The following is a 14,599-nucleotide window of genomic DNA, read 5'->3' as shown; positions in this document are numbered from 1 at the left end:
GCAGGCCTTTATACCAAAAGTCCAACTTATAACAAAAAACGCGGCCGAAGCCGCGTTTTTGTGTTTCGTCTTTCGACCTTAGTTTTTGGTCTTGTCGACGATCTTATTAGCAGCGATCCACGGCATCATAGCGCGCAGCTTCTCACCAACCACTTCGATACCATGAGCAGCATTGTTGCGACGATAAGCAGTCATCGACGGGTAATTAGCCGCACCTTCGGTAATAAACATCTTCGCATATTCGCCATTCTGGATGCGCTTCAGAGCATTACGCATAGCAGCGCGAGACTCGGCGTTAATCACTTCTGGGCCGGTGACGTATTCACCGTATTCAGCATTATTGGAAATCGAATAGTTCATGTTGGCGATGCCACCTTCGAACATCAGATCGACGATCAGCTTCAGCTCATGCAGACACTCGAAGTAGGCCATTTCCGGCGCATAACCCGCTTCGACCAGCGTCTCGAAACCCGCCTTGACCAGTTCGACACAGCCACCGCACAGAACTGCCTGCTCACCGAACAGGTCGGTTTCGGTTTCGTCCTTGAAGGTAGTTTCGATAATACCGGTACGACCACCACCGACACCGCAGGCATAGGACAGGGCAACGTTCTTGGCATTGCCGGAAGCATCTTGGTAGATAGCAATTAGGTCCGGGATACCGCCACCACGGACAAACTCGGAACGCACAGTATGTCCTGGCGCCTTGGGAGCAATCATGATCACGTCGAGGTCAGCACGCGGCACTACCTGATTGTAGTGAATAGAGAAACCATGGGCGAAAGCCAGGGTAGCTCCCTTTTTCAGATTCGGCTCGATCTCATCCCTGTACAAGCGACCTTGGAATTCGTCAGGAGTCAGGATCATCACTACATCAGCGGCAGCAACGGCATCCTTGACACTCTTCACGGTCAGACCATGGGCTTCGGCTTTGGCCACCGAAGCGGAACCAGCACGCAGGCCGACGCAAACATCGGCACCGGAGTCCTTCAGGTTACAAGCGTGCGCATGACCTTGGGAACCATAACCGATAATGGCAACCTTCTTGCTCTGGATAATGGAAAGATCGCAATCTTTGTCGTAGTACACTTTCATGAGGTTACCCCTATTATCTGGCCCGGTACGGCCATCTGCTACTAAATGGTGAGTACTTTGTCGCCACGGGCAATGCCGGTGACACCACTGCGCACGGTTTCGAGAATCGATGAGGTACCGATGGCATGCAGGAAACTGTCCAGCTTATCACTGGTTCCGGCGAGCTGAATGGTGTAGACACTGCTGGTAACATCGACGATCTGGCCACGGAAGATGTCGGTAGTACGCTTGATCTCGGCACGCTGAGCTCCAGTGGCCTTAACCTTGACCAGCAGCAGCTCGCGCTCGATGTGTGCACTTTCCGATAGATCTACCAGCTTGACGACCTCGATCAGCTTGTTGAGATTCTTAGTGATTTGCTCAATGACCTCATCCTGACCAATAGTGGTCAAGGTCAAACGAGACAAGGTTGGATCCTCGGTCGGCGCTACAGTAAGAGTTTCAATGTTGTAATTGCGCTGTGAAAACAGACCGACTACCCGGGACAGTGCCCCCGGCTCGTTTTCCATCAGCAGGGAGATGATGTGCCGCATGCTCAGGTTCGCTCCGTCTTACTCAGCCACATATCGCGCATCGCACCGTCTCTGATTTGCATCGGATAGACGTGCTCGCTGGTATCCACCGCAATGTCGAGGAACACCAGGCGATCTTTCAGGGCGAAAGCCTCTTCCATCTTCGGCTTGAGGTCTTTCAGCGCAGTAATACGCATGCCGACATGGCCATAGGCTTCGGCCAACTTGACGAAATCAGGCAACGACTCCATATAAGAGTGCGAATAGCGGCTGCTGTACTGCATGTCCTGCCATTGGCGAACCATACCCAGCGCGCCGTTGTTGAGGTTGACGATCTTTACCGGCAAGTCGTACTGCAGGCAAGTCGACATTTCCTGAATGTTCATCTGGATACTGCCTTCCCCTGTAACACAGGCCACATCGGTTTCAGGAAAATTCAGTTTGACACCCATGGCCGCCGGAAAACCGAAACCCATGGTGCCCAAACCACCAGAGTTGATCCAGCGATTGGGTTTGGCGTACTTATAGTACTGGGCGGCGAACATCTGGTGCTGCCCTACATCGGAGGCGATGTAGGCATCACCCTTGGTCACCTCATAGAGAGTTTCGATCACTGTCTGCGGCTTGATGACAGTACCGTCCCCTTTGTCATAGGGAAAAAGGCCGCGCGCGCCACGCCACTCATCAATCTGCTTCCACCAACTGGCCACGACATCTTTCTGCGGCATTACCCCGATTTCCTTAACGATGGAAATCATCTCCGCGAGTACGCTGTCGACCGGTCCGACGATCGGGACGTCGGCCTTGATGGTCTTGGAAATTGACGCCGGATCGATATCGACATGAATGATCTTGGCATTCGGGCAGAACTTGGCGGCCCCGTTGACCACCCGATCGTCGAATCGCGCACCGACGGCGAGAATCACATCGGAATGATGCATAGCCAGGTTGGCGGTGTAGCTGCCATGCATGCCCAGCATGCCAAGGAACTGCCGGTCGTTGCCTGGATAGCCCCCCAGCCCCATCAGGGTATTGGTCACCGGCAGGTTGAGCATCTGCGCCAACTCGGTCAACTGGGCGGCAGCGCCACCCATGATTACCCCCCCACCGGAATAGAGCACGGGACGCTTAGCTGCCAGAAGCATTTCGACGGCCTTTCGAATCTGGCCGGAGTGGCCACGCAGGGCCGGACTATAGGAGCGCAGCTTGACCTTCTTGGGATAGACATATTCGTACTTCTGGGTCGGATCGCCCATATTCTTCGGAATATCCACCACTACCGGCCCTGGTCTTCCGGACTCGGCAATATAGAAAGCCTTCTTCAGCACTTCGGGGATTTCCGAGGGATGCTTGACGATGAAGCTGTGCTTCACGATCGGACGGGAGACGCCGATCATGTCAGTTTCTTGGAAGGCATCACTGCCAACCATGGTGCTTGGCACCTGCCCGGAAATCACCACCATCGGGATAGAGTCCATGTAAGCGGTAGCAATGCCGGTAATGGCATTGGTAGCGCCAGGGCCCGAGGTCACCAAGACAACACCCGCCTTGCCGGTGGCGCGGGCATAGCCGTCAGCCATGTGGGTGGCGGCCTGCTCGTGACGGACCAGGATATGAGTGACTTCCTTTTCCTTGAACAGGGCATCGTAGATGTGCAGAAGAGCACCGCCCGGATATCCGTAAATGTACTTAACGCCTTCATCACGCAAAAAGCGGACGACCATTTCAGCGCCGGATAAAAGCTCCACGTTGTTCACCTCTAGAACGCCAGATTACCGCCCGCGACCGGACGGCCTGAATAGGTTACTGCCAAACAGGCATGAGCGACGGTTGTCGCCGCCTACGCAGCGCTGTCGAGCAAGTATCGGGAGGCCCGGAGTGTGTTGCAGGATTCTCCCACCCAGCGCGAGGTAACGCGTTGCGGGTGTATCAGGTCGGCGTGGGTGACGCCTCATGTCTGCTGAGCTGAAGCCCGCCTGCGACGAACCCCCCTGCAGCGAACCTTGAATTGTTCGGATTCACTCAAGTCAAGTCAAGTAATGCCTCAGGCTTTCGCCCCTTCTCTCGCTGTGACGGGATGCCATGAGGCGCACGATCGTTCCGGTATAGTAGCGCTAAGCCTCTACCGAGACGCAAAGGACCTCCCATGCAACGCATGATCCTCACAAGCCTGCTGCTTACCTTGAGCACAGCCGCCACGGCTAGCCAGGTTTACACTTGGGTGGATAAGCAGGGCGTAACCCACTTCAGCGAACAACCCCCGAACGACCAGGCAAGTTCCCCGCTCAGCACAACGGCTCCGACGCCCCGACTACCTACCCCGGAAAAGCTACCGCCCGTACAGTCAAACGACTCCGACCAGCAGGGCGACGTCGAGCGCAAAGTGAAGCGTGATATCGCCATCCAAGAAGCCAAGCGCAGGAAATATTGCGAAACCGTACGCACCAACCTGGCCCAACTGGAGAACAACCCCAGGCTACGCACGCAGATTCAGGGGAGATGCGCAGGCTGACTGAGGAAGAACGCCAGACCCGCATCACCGAGGCGAAAAAAGCCATAGAAGACAACTGCCAATAGCAACTGGCGAGACTCAGCTTTCATTCGAGATCAGCCGATCGATTTCGCCGAGCGACTCCAGCAAACATTTCATCTCGGCCAGTCGCTCGGCATAGACCATCTCAGCCATCGGAAGAATCCCCGAAGCGGCCGGGAAAGCGCTATCGCTTTCGATGATCAACTTCATGCGCGGCAGGAAAACCCATTGCAGCCATTCCTCGAAAGCCAGGCCGTCGACACAAAATGGCTGCTTGCTGGACAGTGCCTCCTCGCTCGGCGGCAAGCGCGACCACAAGCCGAGCCCTCGCAGCTCTCGCTCAATCAACAACAGCTGCTCGGCCAGTGCAGGGATGCGAGCGTCCATCATCACAGATTGACCCGCGCCCGCTCGCGAGCCTGCGCTGCGCCAGCTGCATCGCCCTGACGCTCACGCGCCTGGGCGATCAGATTCCACAAGCCGGCCTGCAATGCCGGACGGCCACCTGCATAGGTCAAGGCACGACGCGCCAACTGCTCGGCCTGGGCAGCATCGCCTTGGGCCAGGCGCACCTCGGCCAACCGATAGAGCACCTGCGGCTCGCGCGGAGCGATGCGCTGTGCCCGCTCCAGACTGGAAGCGGCACTATCCAGATTGCCACTGCCCTGCTCCCGCTGTGCGGTGGTGAGCAGCGCCAAAACCGGACCATCGAGCTGCTCGTCGGCGGCCAAGCCGCCTGAGACGGCAGGGCTGCCGCTCGACGTGCCACTCGGAGTGCTGGGAGCGGAATAGCCAGCATTGCCGCCGGAGGTGGTAGCAGTGATTGGCGGCGAAACGACGGGGGCCGCATTCCCCGAGACGCCCGCCGCCGGATAGGACTGGATCGGCGCCGAGCTGGCAGCCCCCCAGGCACCATCACCACCACCCCCGAATCCTCGATGGGTGCCGGCACCTGGGGCGCCGCAGCCACCGGCGGCCGGGACACCGTACCGCTGCTACGCCCCTCCTGCCGATCGTAGACTGAACCGCTTGCATCAACCACCGGAATCGAGCCGCGCTCGACCGTCGCACAACCGCTCAGCAGCGCACCTGAGGCCACTGCACAAATCAACCACCTGTTCACCTGGCGCCCTCTTCGCTCAATTCGACCAGCCGCGCACCCAATCCATGACATCCTGAACATTTTCAATCACATCCTGCCCATTGCCAGCCGGCGTCTGCGGCAGACCGCAAGGGGGCCCCGCCGGCGGCTCGCTACCGCGAATATAGGGCATCTGCACCACCCCCGGACAACCCGGCTCGGAGCCCAGCCCGTTGCGCGCATCCACCCAGGCCAAAGCGACATTGTCCGGCACCGGCATATCCAGCGGCAGCGGATCGGCCTTGACCATGAAGTCCGTCCAGACCCGCAGGGCACCGGTGGCGCCGGTCAGCGGCGTCTTGCCGTTGTCATCGCGCCCCAGCCAGACCACTGCCAACAGATCCTGACTGAAGCCCGCGAACCAGCTGTCCCGCGAATCATTGGTGGTGCCGGTCTTGCCGGCCAGATTCAGCGAGCGCGGCAACTGGCTGTAGACCGACCGCCCGGTCCCCTCGCGCATCACCCGTTGCATTGCGTTCTGCAGCAGGTAGATCGCTCCCGGATCGAAGCGTTGCTGGATCTGGAACGGATAGCGCTTGAGAGGCTCGCCGTCGGCAGCCAGGACACTGCGAATGCCGCGCAGCGGCGTGTTGAAACCGCCGCTGGCGATGGTCAGGTACATGCTGGATACCTCCATCGGCGTCAGCGCACCCGCTCCGAGCAGCATCGACGGATACGCCGGCCACTCACGGTTGACACCCAATCGCGCCAGCGTCTTCAGCACGTTCGGAACGCCCAACTCCAGACCGAGCTTGGCGGTCGACAGGTTGTAAGAGTTGGCCAGTCCCTGATAGAGGTAGATATCGCCATGGGCCTGGTGGTCATAGTTCTGCGGACGCCACAGCTGACCGTCCTCACCCTTCACGGAAAAGGGCACATCCGCCAGCCAACTGGTCAGGGTGTACTGGCTGGGCTTCTCCAAGGCGGTGAGGTAGATCGCCGGCTTGATCAGCGAGCCGATCGGCCGTACCGCATCCAGCGCCCGGTTGAAGCCGGCGAAGCGCGGCTGCCGGCTACCGAGCAGGGCCAGCACCTCACCGGTCTCCGGATTGCTCACCACCATCGAAGCCTCGACCGGATCACCCCTCTTGCCGATACGCTTGAAGGTGTCATGTACCGCCGCCTCGGCCTTGTTCTGCAAGATGGGGTCGAGACTGGTGAAGATCCGCAATCCCTCCTCGGTGAGGTCGGCCTCCTGGTAATCCTCGCGCAATTGACGCTTGACCAGATCAAGAAACGCGGGATGGGAGCTGTTGGCCAGACTGCCGCGGGTGGTGACACCGAGCGGCTTCTGCTTGGCAGCGGTGGCTTGCGCGGCATCGATCACCCCTTGCTCGGCCATGAGATCGATGACCAGGTTGCGCCGCGTCATGGCCCGCTCGGGATTACGGCGCGGATTGTAATAGGTGGGTCCTTTGACCATTCCCACCAGCAAGGCGACCTGATGTACCTGCAGCTCGGCCAGCGGCTGGCCGAAGAAATACTGGCTGGCCAGACCGAAGCCATGCACCGCGCGATTACCGTCCTGGCCCAGGAACACCTCGTTGAGGTAAGCCTCAAGAATCTCGTCCTTGTCGTAGTGCAGCTCCAGCAGCACGGCCATCATGGCCTCGGTGGCCTTGCGTACCAGGCTGCGCTCGTTGCTCAGGTAGAAGTTCTTCACCAGCTGCTGGGTCAGCGTGCTGCCCCCCTGGACCACTCCACCCGCCGCGGCGTTTACCCACAGGGCGCGGACGATGGACTTCGGCGACACCCCGAAATGACTGAAGAACTCGCGATCCTCCACCGCCACCAGGGTTTCCACCAGATAGGGCGGCAGCTCGTTGCGCTGCACTAGGATGCGGTCCTCGTTGTGTGCCGGGTACAGACCGCCGATCAGAAGCGGCTCCATCCGCACGACGGCCAGATCGCTACCGTCGGCGCCACTCAGGCCGGCCACATAATCGCCGGAAAAGCGCACGCGAATCCGCCGGGAAGGCTCGTCGCCCTCATAGAAACGGAAGCCTCGGGTATGCAGATCGACGGTGTTTCCGGCCACAGCGGCCGAGCCCGGTCCGGCAACCGCTTCGCGACGATAGCCGAGCGCATCCAGTTCGGTGAGAAAGTCCTCCTTCGACAGCTTGAGGCCGGAGAACAGCTCCAGCGGCCGCGCGTAGACCTTGGCCGGGAGCGTCCAGCGCTTGCCGGAGAACTTCTCCTGCACCACGGCATCGAGATAGACGGCAAAACCGGCCAGCACGACCAGGCCGACCAGGCCGAGCTTGGCGGTCCAGCCCAGCCAGGAACGAAGGGCGCCGGAGCGGCGAGGAGGCGATTGGGGAGAGCGGGTACGAGTCATGGCGGCGCATTATACGCACTTTGCCCCCCCTCGATAGCGCAGCCCGGCGGTTTGCAGGGCCGGCCTCAGCAGCCATAATGCGGCCCTTCACCCTGACCGCCGCCGCAAGGACTGACCGTGAGCCAAGCCCTGATCAACGCCCTGCAGAACCCCGCGCTTTATCCGCACGCGGTGACTGAGTTCAAGGTCATCGAGACCCATATCTCCTGGGTCCTGCTCACCGGCCCCTATGCCTACAAGTTCAAGAAGGCCGTCGACTTCGGCTTCCTCGATTTCACCAGCCTGGCAGCGCGCAAGCACTTCTGCGAGGAGGAAGTGCGCCTGAACCAGCGCCTGACCCGCGACCTCTATCTGGACGTGCTGCCGATCACCGGCAGCGAGAGCGCTCCGCAGCTGGCCGGCGCAGGCCCGGTCATCGAGTATGCGGTGAAAATGCGCCAGTTTCCGCAGAGCCAGTTGCTCGGCGAAATGCAGGTCCGCGGCGAACTCGCGCCCGAGCACATCGATGCCCTGGCCGAACGGATCGCCACCTTCCACCTGCATGCACCGAAGGTGCCGGTGGAGCATTCGCTAGGCAGCGCCGAGGCGGTGATGAGCCCGGTGCGACAGAATTTCGAACAGATCCGCCCGCTGCTCGCCGAAGCGGCCGACCTGCAGCAGCTCGACGCTCTCGAAGCCTGGGCGGAGATCAGCTTCGAACGCCTGCGTCCGCTACTCGAACAGCGCAAGGCGGACGGTTTCATCCGCGAATGCCACGGTGATCTGCACCTTGGCAACGCCACCCTGCTCGACGGCCAGGCCGTCCTGTTCGATTGCATCGAGTTCAACGAGCCGTTTCGCCTGATCGATGTCGTCTGCGACGCCGCCTTCCTCGCCATGGATCTGGAAGACCGCGGCCTCAAGGGACTTTCCCGGCGCTTCGTCAGCGCCTGGCTGGAGCTGACCGGCGACTATGCAGCCCTGCCGCTGCTGAACTTCTACAAGGCCTACCGCGCCATGGTGCGCGGCAAGGTCAACCTGTTCCGCCTGGCCCAGGAAGAGAGCGCCGAGCGGCGCGCCGCCATTCTCCAGCAGTATCGCAACTACGCCAGCCTGGCAGAATGCTACAGTGCCATTCCCTCATGCTTCCTGGCCATTACCCACGGGGTCTCCGCCGTCGGCAAAAGCCATGTCGCCCAACGTCTGACGGAGGAGTTCGGCGCCATCCGCCTGCGCTCGGACGTCGAACGCAAGCGCCTGTTCGGCGAGCAACAGGCAACCGACCAGGATCGACTGGCGAGCGGCATCTACAGCCCCCAGGCCAGCGAGGCGACCTACGAACATCTGCACCGGCTGGCAGCCGGCGCCCTGCAGGCCGGCTTTCCGGTGGTGATCGACGCTACTTACCTGAAACAGGTCCAGCGCACGGCCGCCTGGCAGGTCGCCGAGAACAACGGCGTCCCCTTTCTGATCGTCGACTGCCAGGCCCCCGAAGCCCTGATTGCCGAATGGCTTGCGGAACGCCGGGCCGCAGGGAAAGACCCGTCCGACGCCACCCTGGAGGTCGTCAAGGCGCAGCAGGCCGGTCGCGAACCCTTGAGCGAAGTCGAGCAGCAGCATAGCCGCCGGGTCGACACCCATCTTGCCGAGAGCCTTGACGAGCTGGTGGCGCGCATGCGCAAGCGCCTCCCCGACCTGTAAGTCCCCTCCCCACCGAAAGAAGGCGCCTTCTTTCTCTTGGTGCGCGCAGAAGCTGGAAAAAATCGCAAACAGCGCTTGACCAACAAATGAGAAGCGTTATTATTTGAAAACTGATCGCGAGATCAGCGGTAAACTGACAGAGCGGCTACTCTTCAGGTTATCTCCTCATCAGGCTAATTACGGTTTTCGACCCGGCTCTGCCGGGTCTTTTTTTGCCCGCATGTCGGCACAATAGTCGCGCACCGGCGTCGCCGGGGTATACCAGACATAGTCGGCGGCTTGAGCCTCCACTGCTTCGCCGGCCTCGGCCAGCAGCAACACAACGCTGCCTTCGGCCGTCCTGCCGAGATCGACCAGATGCAGGGGCACGCCCAGATCGCGCCGCACATGGTAGGCACCGGCCAACAGCAGGGCCGGCTGCGGGGCGGCCAACAGGCGCTCGGCCATGCGTCGGTCGCGCTGCTGCTGGACGGCGAGCATCGCCGGCCACTGGGACTCCGGCAACTGGCCGCAATGGGACACCCCGATTTGCGCCAGTAGCGCCTCGCGCACCTGTTTGCTGGTTGACGCAGCACCGGACAACGCCGGCCGCGCGGCATAAACGCGGCGCATCTCCTGCGTATCCAGATTCGCCGCCAGGACCGGATAGGCTTGCGCCAGCGCATGGCGCAGCAGCGGACCGTACAGCGCCCAGTCCCAGCCCTCGCGCCAGGCCAGTGCCGCGGGCAGGTCTGCCGGTGCGCGCTTCGCCGCGAAGGCGGCCTGGGTCGCCGCTACCCGTGCCTGCTGAGCGGGCTCGAGCATCTCCAGCAGCAGACTGCCCTGTGCCCGCCGCCCGGCCAGGGCCTCGAGCAGCCACAGCTCGAGGGCATGATGATCAGGGTTGTCGTGCTTCTCGCCGACCAACAGCCGCGGCGCCCCGGCCAAACGCTCGACCAGCTGTGCCGGGGTCAAGCGCTCGCCGCTGCGCAGGTCGTGGATGGAGCCGGGCTCGCCATCCCGCCCGCCTCCGCTCTGCTGCCAGGCAGGCAATGGCGGCAGGGCCTGGCAGGCGGCCAGCAAGGTCAGGCAGACGAACAGCAATGAACGCATGAATCCTCCTCAACGCGCCACGATCAGCGGATATCCCCGCTCCGGATGGCGCTGCACCAGTACATCGAGGCCGAAGACCGCCTTCAGCGGCCCGGCACGCAGGACCTCCTCAGGACTGCCGAGCGCCTGCATGCGACCATCGGCCAGCAACAGCAGGCGATCGCAGTAGCGCGCCGCCAGGTTCAGGTCGTGGAGTATCGTCAGCACGGCCGTGCCCTGTCCGGCGAATTCCCGCACCGCCTGCAGGATGCTGTGCTGGTGCAGGGGGTCGAGCATCGAGGTCGGCTCGTCGAGCAGCAGCACCTGCTGCACCCCACCCGGCCAGAGCTGCGCCAGCACCCGGGCCAGATGGACCCGCTGGCGCTCGCCACCGGACAGGGTCAGATAACTGCGCCCGGCCAGATGGACAGCGTCGGCCGCCGTCAGCGCCTGAGCGACGATCTCGGCATCGCGTCGCCGGCCACTGGCGTGCGGCAGACGCCCGAAGCCGACCACCTCCTCGACGCGGAAGGCGAACTCCAGCGCCGGACTCTGCGGCAGCACCGCCAGCCGGCGCGCCCGCTCGGGACCAGGCCAATCGGCCAGCGCCCGGCCATCCAGACGGACCTGCCCCGCCGCCGGACGCAGCTCGCCGCACAGCGCCGCCAGCAGCGAGGACTTGCCCGCCCCGTTCGGCCCCAGCACGCCGAGCAGTTCGCCGGGCCGCAGCTCCAGGTCGATGCCGTTCAGCACTTGCCGGCCACCGCGCTGTACGATCAGTTGTTCGGCCTGCAGCATCAGAGCGGCTCCCGCCGCAGCAGCCAGAGGAAGAAAGGTGCGCCGAGCAGCGCCGTGACGATGCCGAGCGGCAACTCGGCCGGCGCCAGCAGCAGGCGCGCCAGCAAATCGGCGAACAGCAGCAGGCTGGCGCCGCCGAGCATGGCCGCCGGCAACAGCAGGCGATGATCCGGTCCGCAGAGCAGACGCAGCAGATGCGGCACCAGCAGGCCGACAAAGCCGACCAACCCTGCCGCCGCTACCGCCGCCCCCACCCCCAGGGCCGTGCAGAACACCAGCTCGCGCTTCAGCCGCTCCACCTCGAAGCCCAGATGGCGCGCCTCGGACTCGCCCAGCAGCAGAGCGTTCAGCGCCCCGGCGCGGCGCGGCAGCCAGAACGCCACGCCGAGGGTCGCCAGCAGCAGCGGCCAGAGCCGGGCATAGCTGGCGCCGCTCAAGCTGCCCAGATTCCAGAAGGTCAGCCGGCGCAGCGCGGCATCGTCGGCCAGATAGCCGAACAGACCGACTGCCGCGCCGCTCAGGGCACTGAGGGCGAGCCCGGCAAGCAGCATGGTGGCCACCCGGGTCCGGCCGTCGCGCTGCCCCAGCCGGTAGACCAGCGCGGTCATCGCCAGCCCTCCGCCAAAGGCGCTCGCCGACAGCAGATAGGGCGACATCCCGAGTGGCGCATCGACTCCGAGCAGCGAACCGCCGACGATCGCCAGCGCCGCGCCCAGCGCGGCGCCACTGGACACCCCGATCAACCCGGGATCGGCCAGCGGATTGCGGAACAGCGCCTGCATCGCCACCCCGCTCAGCGCCAGTACACCACCCACCGTCAGGCCGAGCAGGGTGCGCGGCAGGCGGATCTGTCCGACGATCAGCTCGGCCTGCTCGAGCCCCGCCCCGGACAGCGGCACGCCGGCCAGGCGCAGCAGTGCCAGCAGGGAGTCCGTCAGGGGCAGCCGTAGCGGCCCGAGCGCCAGCGACAACCAGAAAGCGAGCAGCAACAGCAGGCCCAGGGCGCACAGAAGAACACGGGGACGGCGAACGCAGGCAGTCATGAAGGGCTCTGGCAGCGAAGGTGGCGGCAAGGATAAGAGGCGATCCGACCAGCCGCCAGCGCACGCCTTTCTTCGCCCACCGCCGGCATGGATAATTCCGGGCTTTTCGGGAGGTGCCATGAAGTTTCTCTGTATCGGGAGCGCCCTCGGCGAAGGACAGAGCCGCGGTTTCCTGCTGGAGGACCGGAAACTCCTTGCCGTGCGCAAAGACGGCCGGGCCTTCGTCTACCTTAACCGCTGCCCGCACCGCGGCATTCCGCTGGAGTGGCAAGCCGACCGCTTCCTCGACGCCAGCGGCAGCCTGATTCAGTGTGCCACCCACGGCGCGCTGTTTTTGATCGACAATGGCGAATGCGTGGCCGGCCCCTGCGCCGGAAAACGCCTGCCACGTATCGACTGCCACGAGGACGAAGCCGGCATCTGGGTAGAGCTGTAACCGCCGCCTCGCCGCTCTACAGGCACACCTCGAGCCGGCGCGTCAGCCGGATCGCCGCGGGCGACAATTCGGCGCCATAGGCGAGCACCTCGACGCCCGCCGACACGGCTTCGTGCAATGCCTGCGCATAGAGCGGATCGACCTCCGCCGCCGGGCGCACCGCCGCGATGCCGGACAGGTTCACGCAGTACAGCTGCACCGTGCGCACACCCTGCCGGGCCAGGGCCGCCAGCTCGCGCAGGTGCCTGGCGCCGCGCTCGGTCCGCGCGTCGGGAAAGGCGGCGACCGGGCTGTCAGCGAAGCCCAGGGTAACGCTCTTCACCTCGACGAACGTCGTCCCGTCCGGATAGTCCAGGCAGAAATCCACCCGGCTGTTCTCCAGCCCGTAGCGGACCTCGCGGCGCAGTCCGGCAAAGCCGCTCAGCTCGGCGATCAGCCCGGCGCGCAACGCCTCCTCCACCAGTGGATTGGCCCGCGCGGTATTCACGCAGGCCAGCCGCCCCTGCGGCGTCTCGCTCAGCTCCCAGGTGCCGGGCAGCCTGCGCCGAGGATCGTTCGAGCGGCTGAACCAGATGCGCCCGCCCTCCTCCATGCAGTTGAGCATCGAGCCGGTATTCGGGCAGTGGATGCACAGTAGCTCGCCGGCCGGCGTCTCGATGTCGGCAAGAAAGCGCTTGTAGCGGCGCAGCAGGCGCCCCGTCTCCAGCGGCGGATCAAAGCGCATCGGGCTGCCAGCTCTTCAGGCCGCGGGCGATGCGCTCGATCGCCTGCTCGAGACGCGGCAGGCTCTGGGTATAGGCGAAGCGCACATGCCGGCTGGCCAGATGGCGGCCGAAATCGACTCCTGGGGTGATGGCGACGAACTCGCGCTCCAGGAAATGCCGGCAGAAGGCGAAGGCGTCGCCGCCGAAGGCGCCGATGTCCGCATACAGATAGAAGGCCCCTCGGGCTCCACGGCAATGCCGAAGCCCAGCTCGCGCAACGCCGGCAGCAGGTAGTCGCGGCGCCGGGCGAACTCCGCGCGACGCGCCTCGAGGATCTCCAGGGTTTCCTCCTCGAAACAGGCCAGCGCGGCATGCTGGGCCAAGGTCGAGGCGCTGATGTAGAGGTTCTGCGCCAACTTCTCCAGTTCGGGCACCGCCGCCTCGGGGGCCACCAGCCAGCCGAGCCGCCAACCGGTCATGCCGAAATACTTGGAAAAGCTGTTGAGCACGAAGGCGTCATCGTCCATTTCCAGCACGCTGGAGGCGTCCACGCCGTAGGTCAGCCCATGGTAGATCTCGTCGACTAGCAGATGGCCGCCGCGCTCACGCAGGACGGCGGCCAGCGCCGCCAGTTCGTCGCGGCGCAGCAGCGTTCCGGTGGGGTTGGCCGGCGAGGCGACCAAGGCGCCGACGCTCTCCGAACGCCAGTGCCGCGCCACCAGCTCCGGGGTCAGCTGGTAACGCTCTCCCGGTCCGACCGGGACCAGTTGCGCGCCGCCCTCGACCAGGCGCAGGAAGTGGCGGTTGCACGGATAGCCGGGGTCGGCCAGCAACCAGTGCCGCCCCGGGTCGACCAGCAGGCTCGTGGCCAGCAGCAGAGCACCCGAGCCGCCGGGAGTGATCAGGACGCGCTCGGGGTCTATAGTCAAGCGATAACGCCGCTCATAGAAGCGGGCGATGGCTTCGCGCAGCTGCGGCAGACCGCGTGCGGCGGTGTAGCGGGTATGCCCGACCGCCAGCGCCGCCTGCCCGGCGGCGACGATGGGCGCCGCCGTGGTGAAGTTCGGCTCGCCGATCTCCAGATGGATCACGTCGCGGCCCTGAGCCTGGAGCTGGTTGGCACGGGCCAGCAGGGCCATGACATGAAAGGGTTCGATGGCGCGGCTGCGCGCACTGTAGGACATGGGCCTTCCACCAAAACGGGGCGAAGGATGGATTCTACCCACACGGAACCGCTCTGGCAGCTGC

11 protein-coding genes and 3 pseudogenes are annotated in these 14,599 nt (G+C 63.7%); 3 read left to right on the top strand and 11 right to left on the bottom strand.

The features are described from left to right. Positions 1-78 precede the first annotated feature (78 nt). The 3 genes from ilvC to Atro_RS17990 are packed head-to-tail and all read right to left on the bottom strand — an operon-like array spanning position 79 to position 3,355. Positions 79-1,095, bottom strand: a complete 1,017-nt coding sequence (gene ilvC / locus Atro_RS18000; protein ID WP_497924456.1) for a ketol-acid reductoisomerase — start codon at positions 1,093-1,095, stop codon at positions 79-81. A gap of 41 nt (positions 1,096-1,136) precedes the next feature. After that, complete coding sequence (gene ilvN / locus Atro_RS17995) at positions 1,137-1,628, bottom strand: acetolactate synthase small subunit (RefSeq protein WP_497924455.1); 492 nt, start codon at positions 1,626-1,628, stop codon at positions 1,137-1,139. Positions 1,629-1,630: 2 nt separating this feature from the next. Beyond that, positions 1,631-3,355, bottom strand: coding sequence for an acetolactate synthase 3 large subunit (locus Atro_RS17990; RefSeq protein ID WP_497927705.1), 1,725 nt, complete (start codon positions 3,353-3,355; stop codon positions 1,631-1,633). Between the two features lie 398 nt (positions 3,356-3,753). Between Atro_RS17990 and Atro_RS17985 the strand changes: the two are divergent. After that, positions 3,754-4,184, top strand: a pseudogene (locus tag Atro_RS17985) (DUF4124 domain-containing protein). Between the two features lie 13 nt (positions 4,185-4,197). Here Atro_RS17985 and Atro_RS17980 read toward each other — a convergent pair. From Atro_RS17980 to mrcB, 3 genes and pseudogenes are all read right to left on the bottom strand, one after another. Then, on the bottom strand, positions 4,198-4,527 hold the full coding sequence (locus tag Atro_RS17980; RefSeq protein ID WP_497927704.1) for a YqcC family protein: 330 nt from the start codon (positions 4,525-4,527) through the stop codon (positions 4,198-4,200). Positions 4,528-4,529: 2 nt separating this feature from the next. Continuing rightward, a pseudogene (locus tag Atro_RS17975) lies at positions 4,530-5,263 on the bottom strand (tetratricopeptide repeat protein). Between the two features lie 16 nt (positions 5,264-5,279). Then, positions 5,280-7,619, bottom strand: coding sequence for a penicillin-binding protein 1B (gene mrcB, locus Atro_RS17970; RefSeq protein ID WP_497924453.1), 2,340 nt, complete (start codon positions 7,617-7,619; stop codon positions 5,280-5,282). Between the two features lie 117 nt (positions 7,620-7,736). On the opposite strand from mrcB, the gene Atro_RS17965 reads away from it, so the two are divergent. Then, positions 7,737-9,299, top strand: coding sequence for a bifunctional aminoglycoside phosphotransferase/ATP-binding protein (locus Atro_RS17965; RefSeq protein WP_497924451.1), 1,563 nt, complete (start codon positions 7,737-7,739; stop codon positions 9,297-9,299). A 177-nt stretch (positions 9,300-9,476) separates the two neighbouring features. Here Atro_RS17965 and Atro_RS17960 read toward each other — a convergent pair whose 3' ends face one another. The 3 genes from Atro_RS17960 to Atro_RS17950 are packed head-to-tail and all read right to left on the bottom strand — an operon-like array spanning position 9,477 to position 12,211. Next, positions 9,477-10,391 carry a ChaN family lipoprotein gene (locus tag Atro_RS17960; RefSeq protein WP_497924449.1) on the bottom strand — a complete coding sequence of 305 codons (915 nt, stop codon included), beginning with the start codon at positions 10,389-10,391 and terminating at the stop codon, positions 9,477-9,479. A 9-nt stretch (positions 10,392-10,400) separates the two neighbouring features. Next, positions 10,401-11,168 carry a heme ABC transporter ATP-binding protein gene (locus Atro_RS17955; protein WP_497924447.1) on the bottom strand — a complete coding sequence of 256 codons (768 nt, stop codon included), beginning with the start codon at positions 11,166-11,168 and terminating at the stop codon, positions 10,401-10,403. Beyond that, the gene (locus Atro_RS17950) at positions 11,168-12,211 is read right to left on the bottom strand and encodes a FecCD family ABC transporter permease (protein ID WP_497924445.1); all 1,044 of its coding nucleotides are present in this window, start codon (positions 12,209-12,211) and stop codon (positions 11,168-11,170) included. The genes Atro_RS17955 and Atro_RS17950 overlap by 1 nt, the downstream gene beginning before the upstream one ends. Positions 12,212-12,329: 118 nt before the next feature. On the opposite strand from Atro_RS17950, the gene Atro_RS17945 reads away from it, so the two are divergent. Further along, positions 12,330-12,647 (top strand): Rieske (2Fe-2S) protein, encoded by a 318-nt coding sequence (locus tag Atro_RS17945; protein WP_497924443.1) that lies wholly within the window; start codon positions 12,330-12,332, stop codon positions 12,645-12,647. Between the two features lie 16 nt (positions 12,648-12,663). Here Atro_RS17945 and sfsA read toward each other — a convergent pair whose 3' ends face one another. Together sfsA and Atro_RS17935 are read right to left on the bottom strand one after the other, a co-directional pair. Then, positions 12,664-13,371 carry a DNA/RNA nuclease SfsA gene (gene sfsA / locus Atro_RS17940; RefSeq protein WP_497924441.1) on the bottom strand — a complete coding sequence of 236 codons (708 nt, stop codon included), beginning with the start codon at positions 13,369-13,371 and terminating at the stop codon, positions 12,664-12,666. After that, a pseudogene (locus tag Atro_RS17935) lies at positions 13,361-14,535 on the bottom strand (pyridoxal phosphate-dependent aminotransferase). Before Atro_RS17935 ends, sfsA begins: the two are co-directional and overlap by 11 nt. Between the last annotated feature and the right edge of the window lie 64 nt (positions 14,536-14,599).

The sequence above is a fragment of the Azotobacter tropicalis genome (assembly GCF_059739045.1).
The sequence above is the reverse complement of the archived record's forward strand: the minus strand, read 5'-3'. Positions and strand labels throughout refer to the sequence as shown.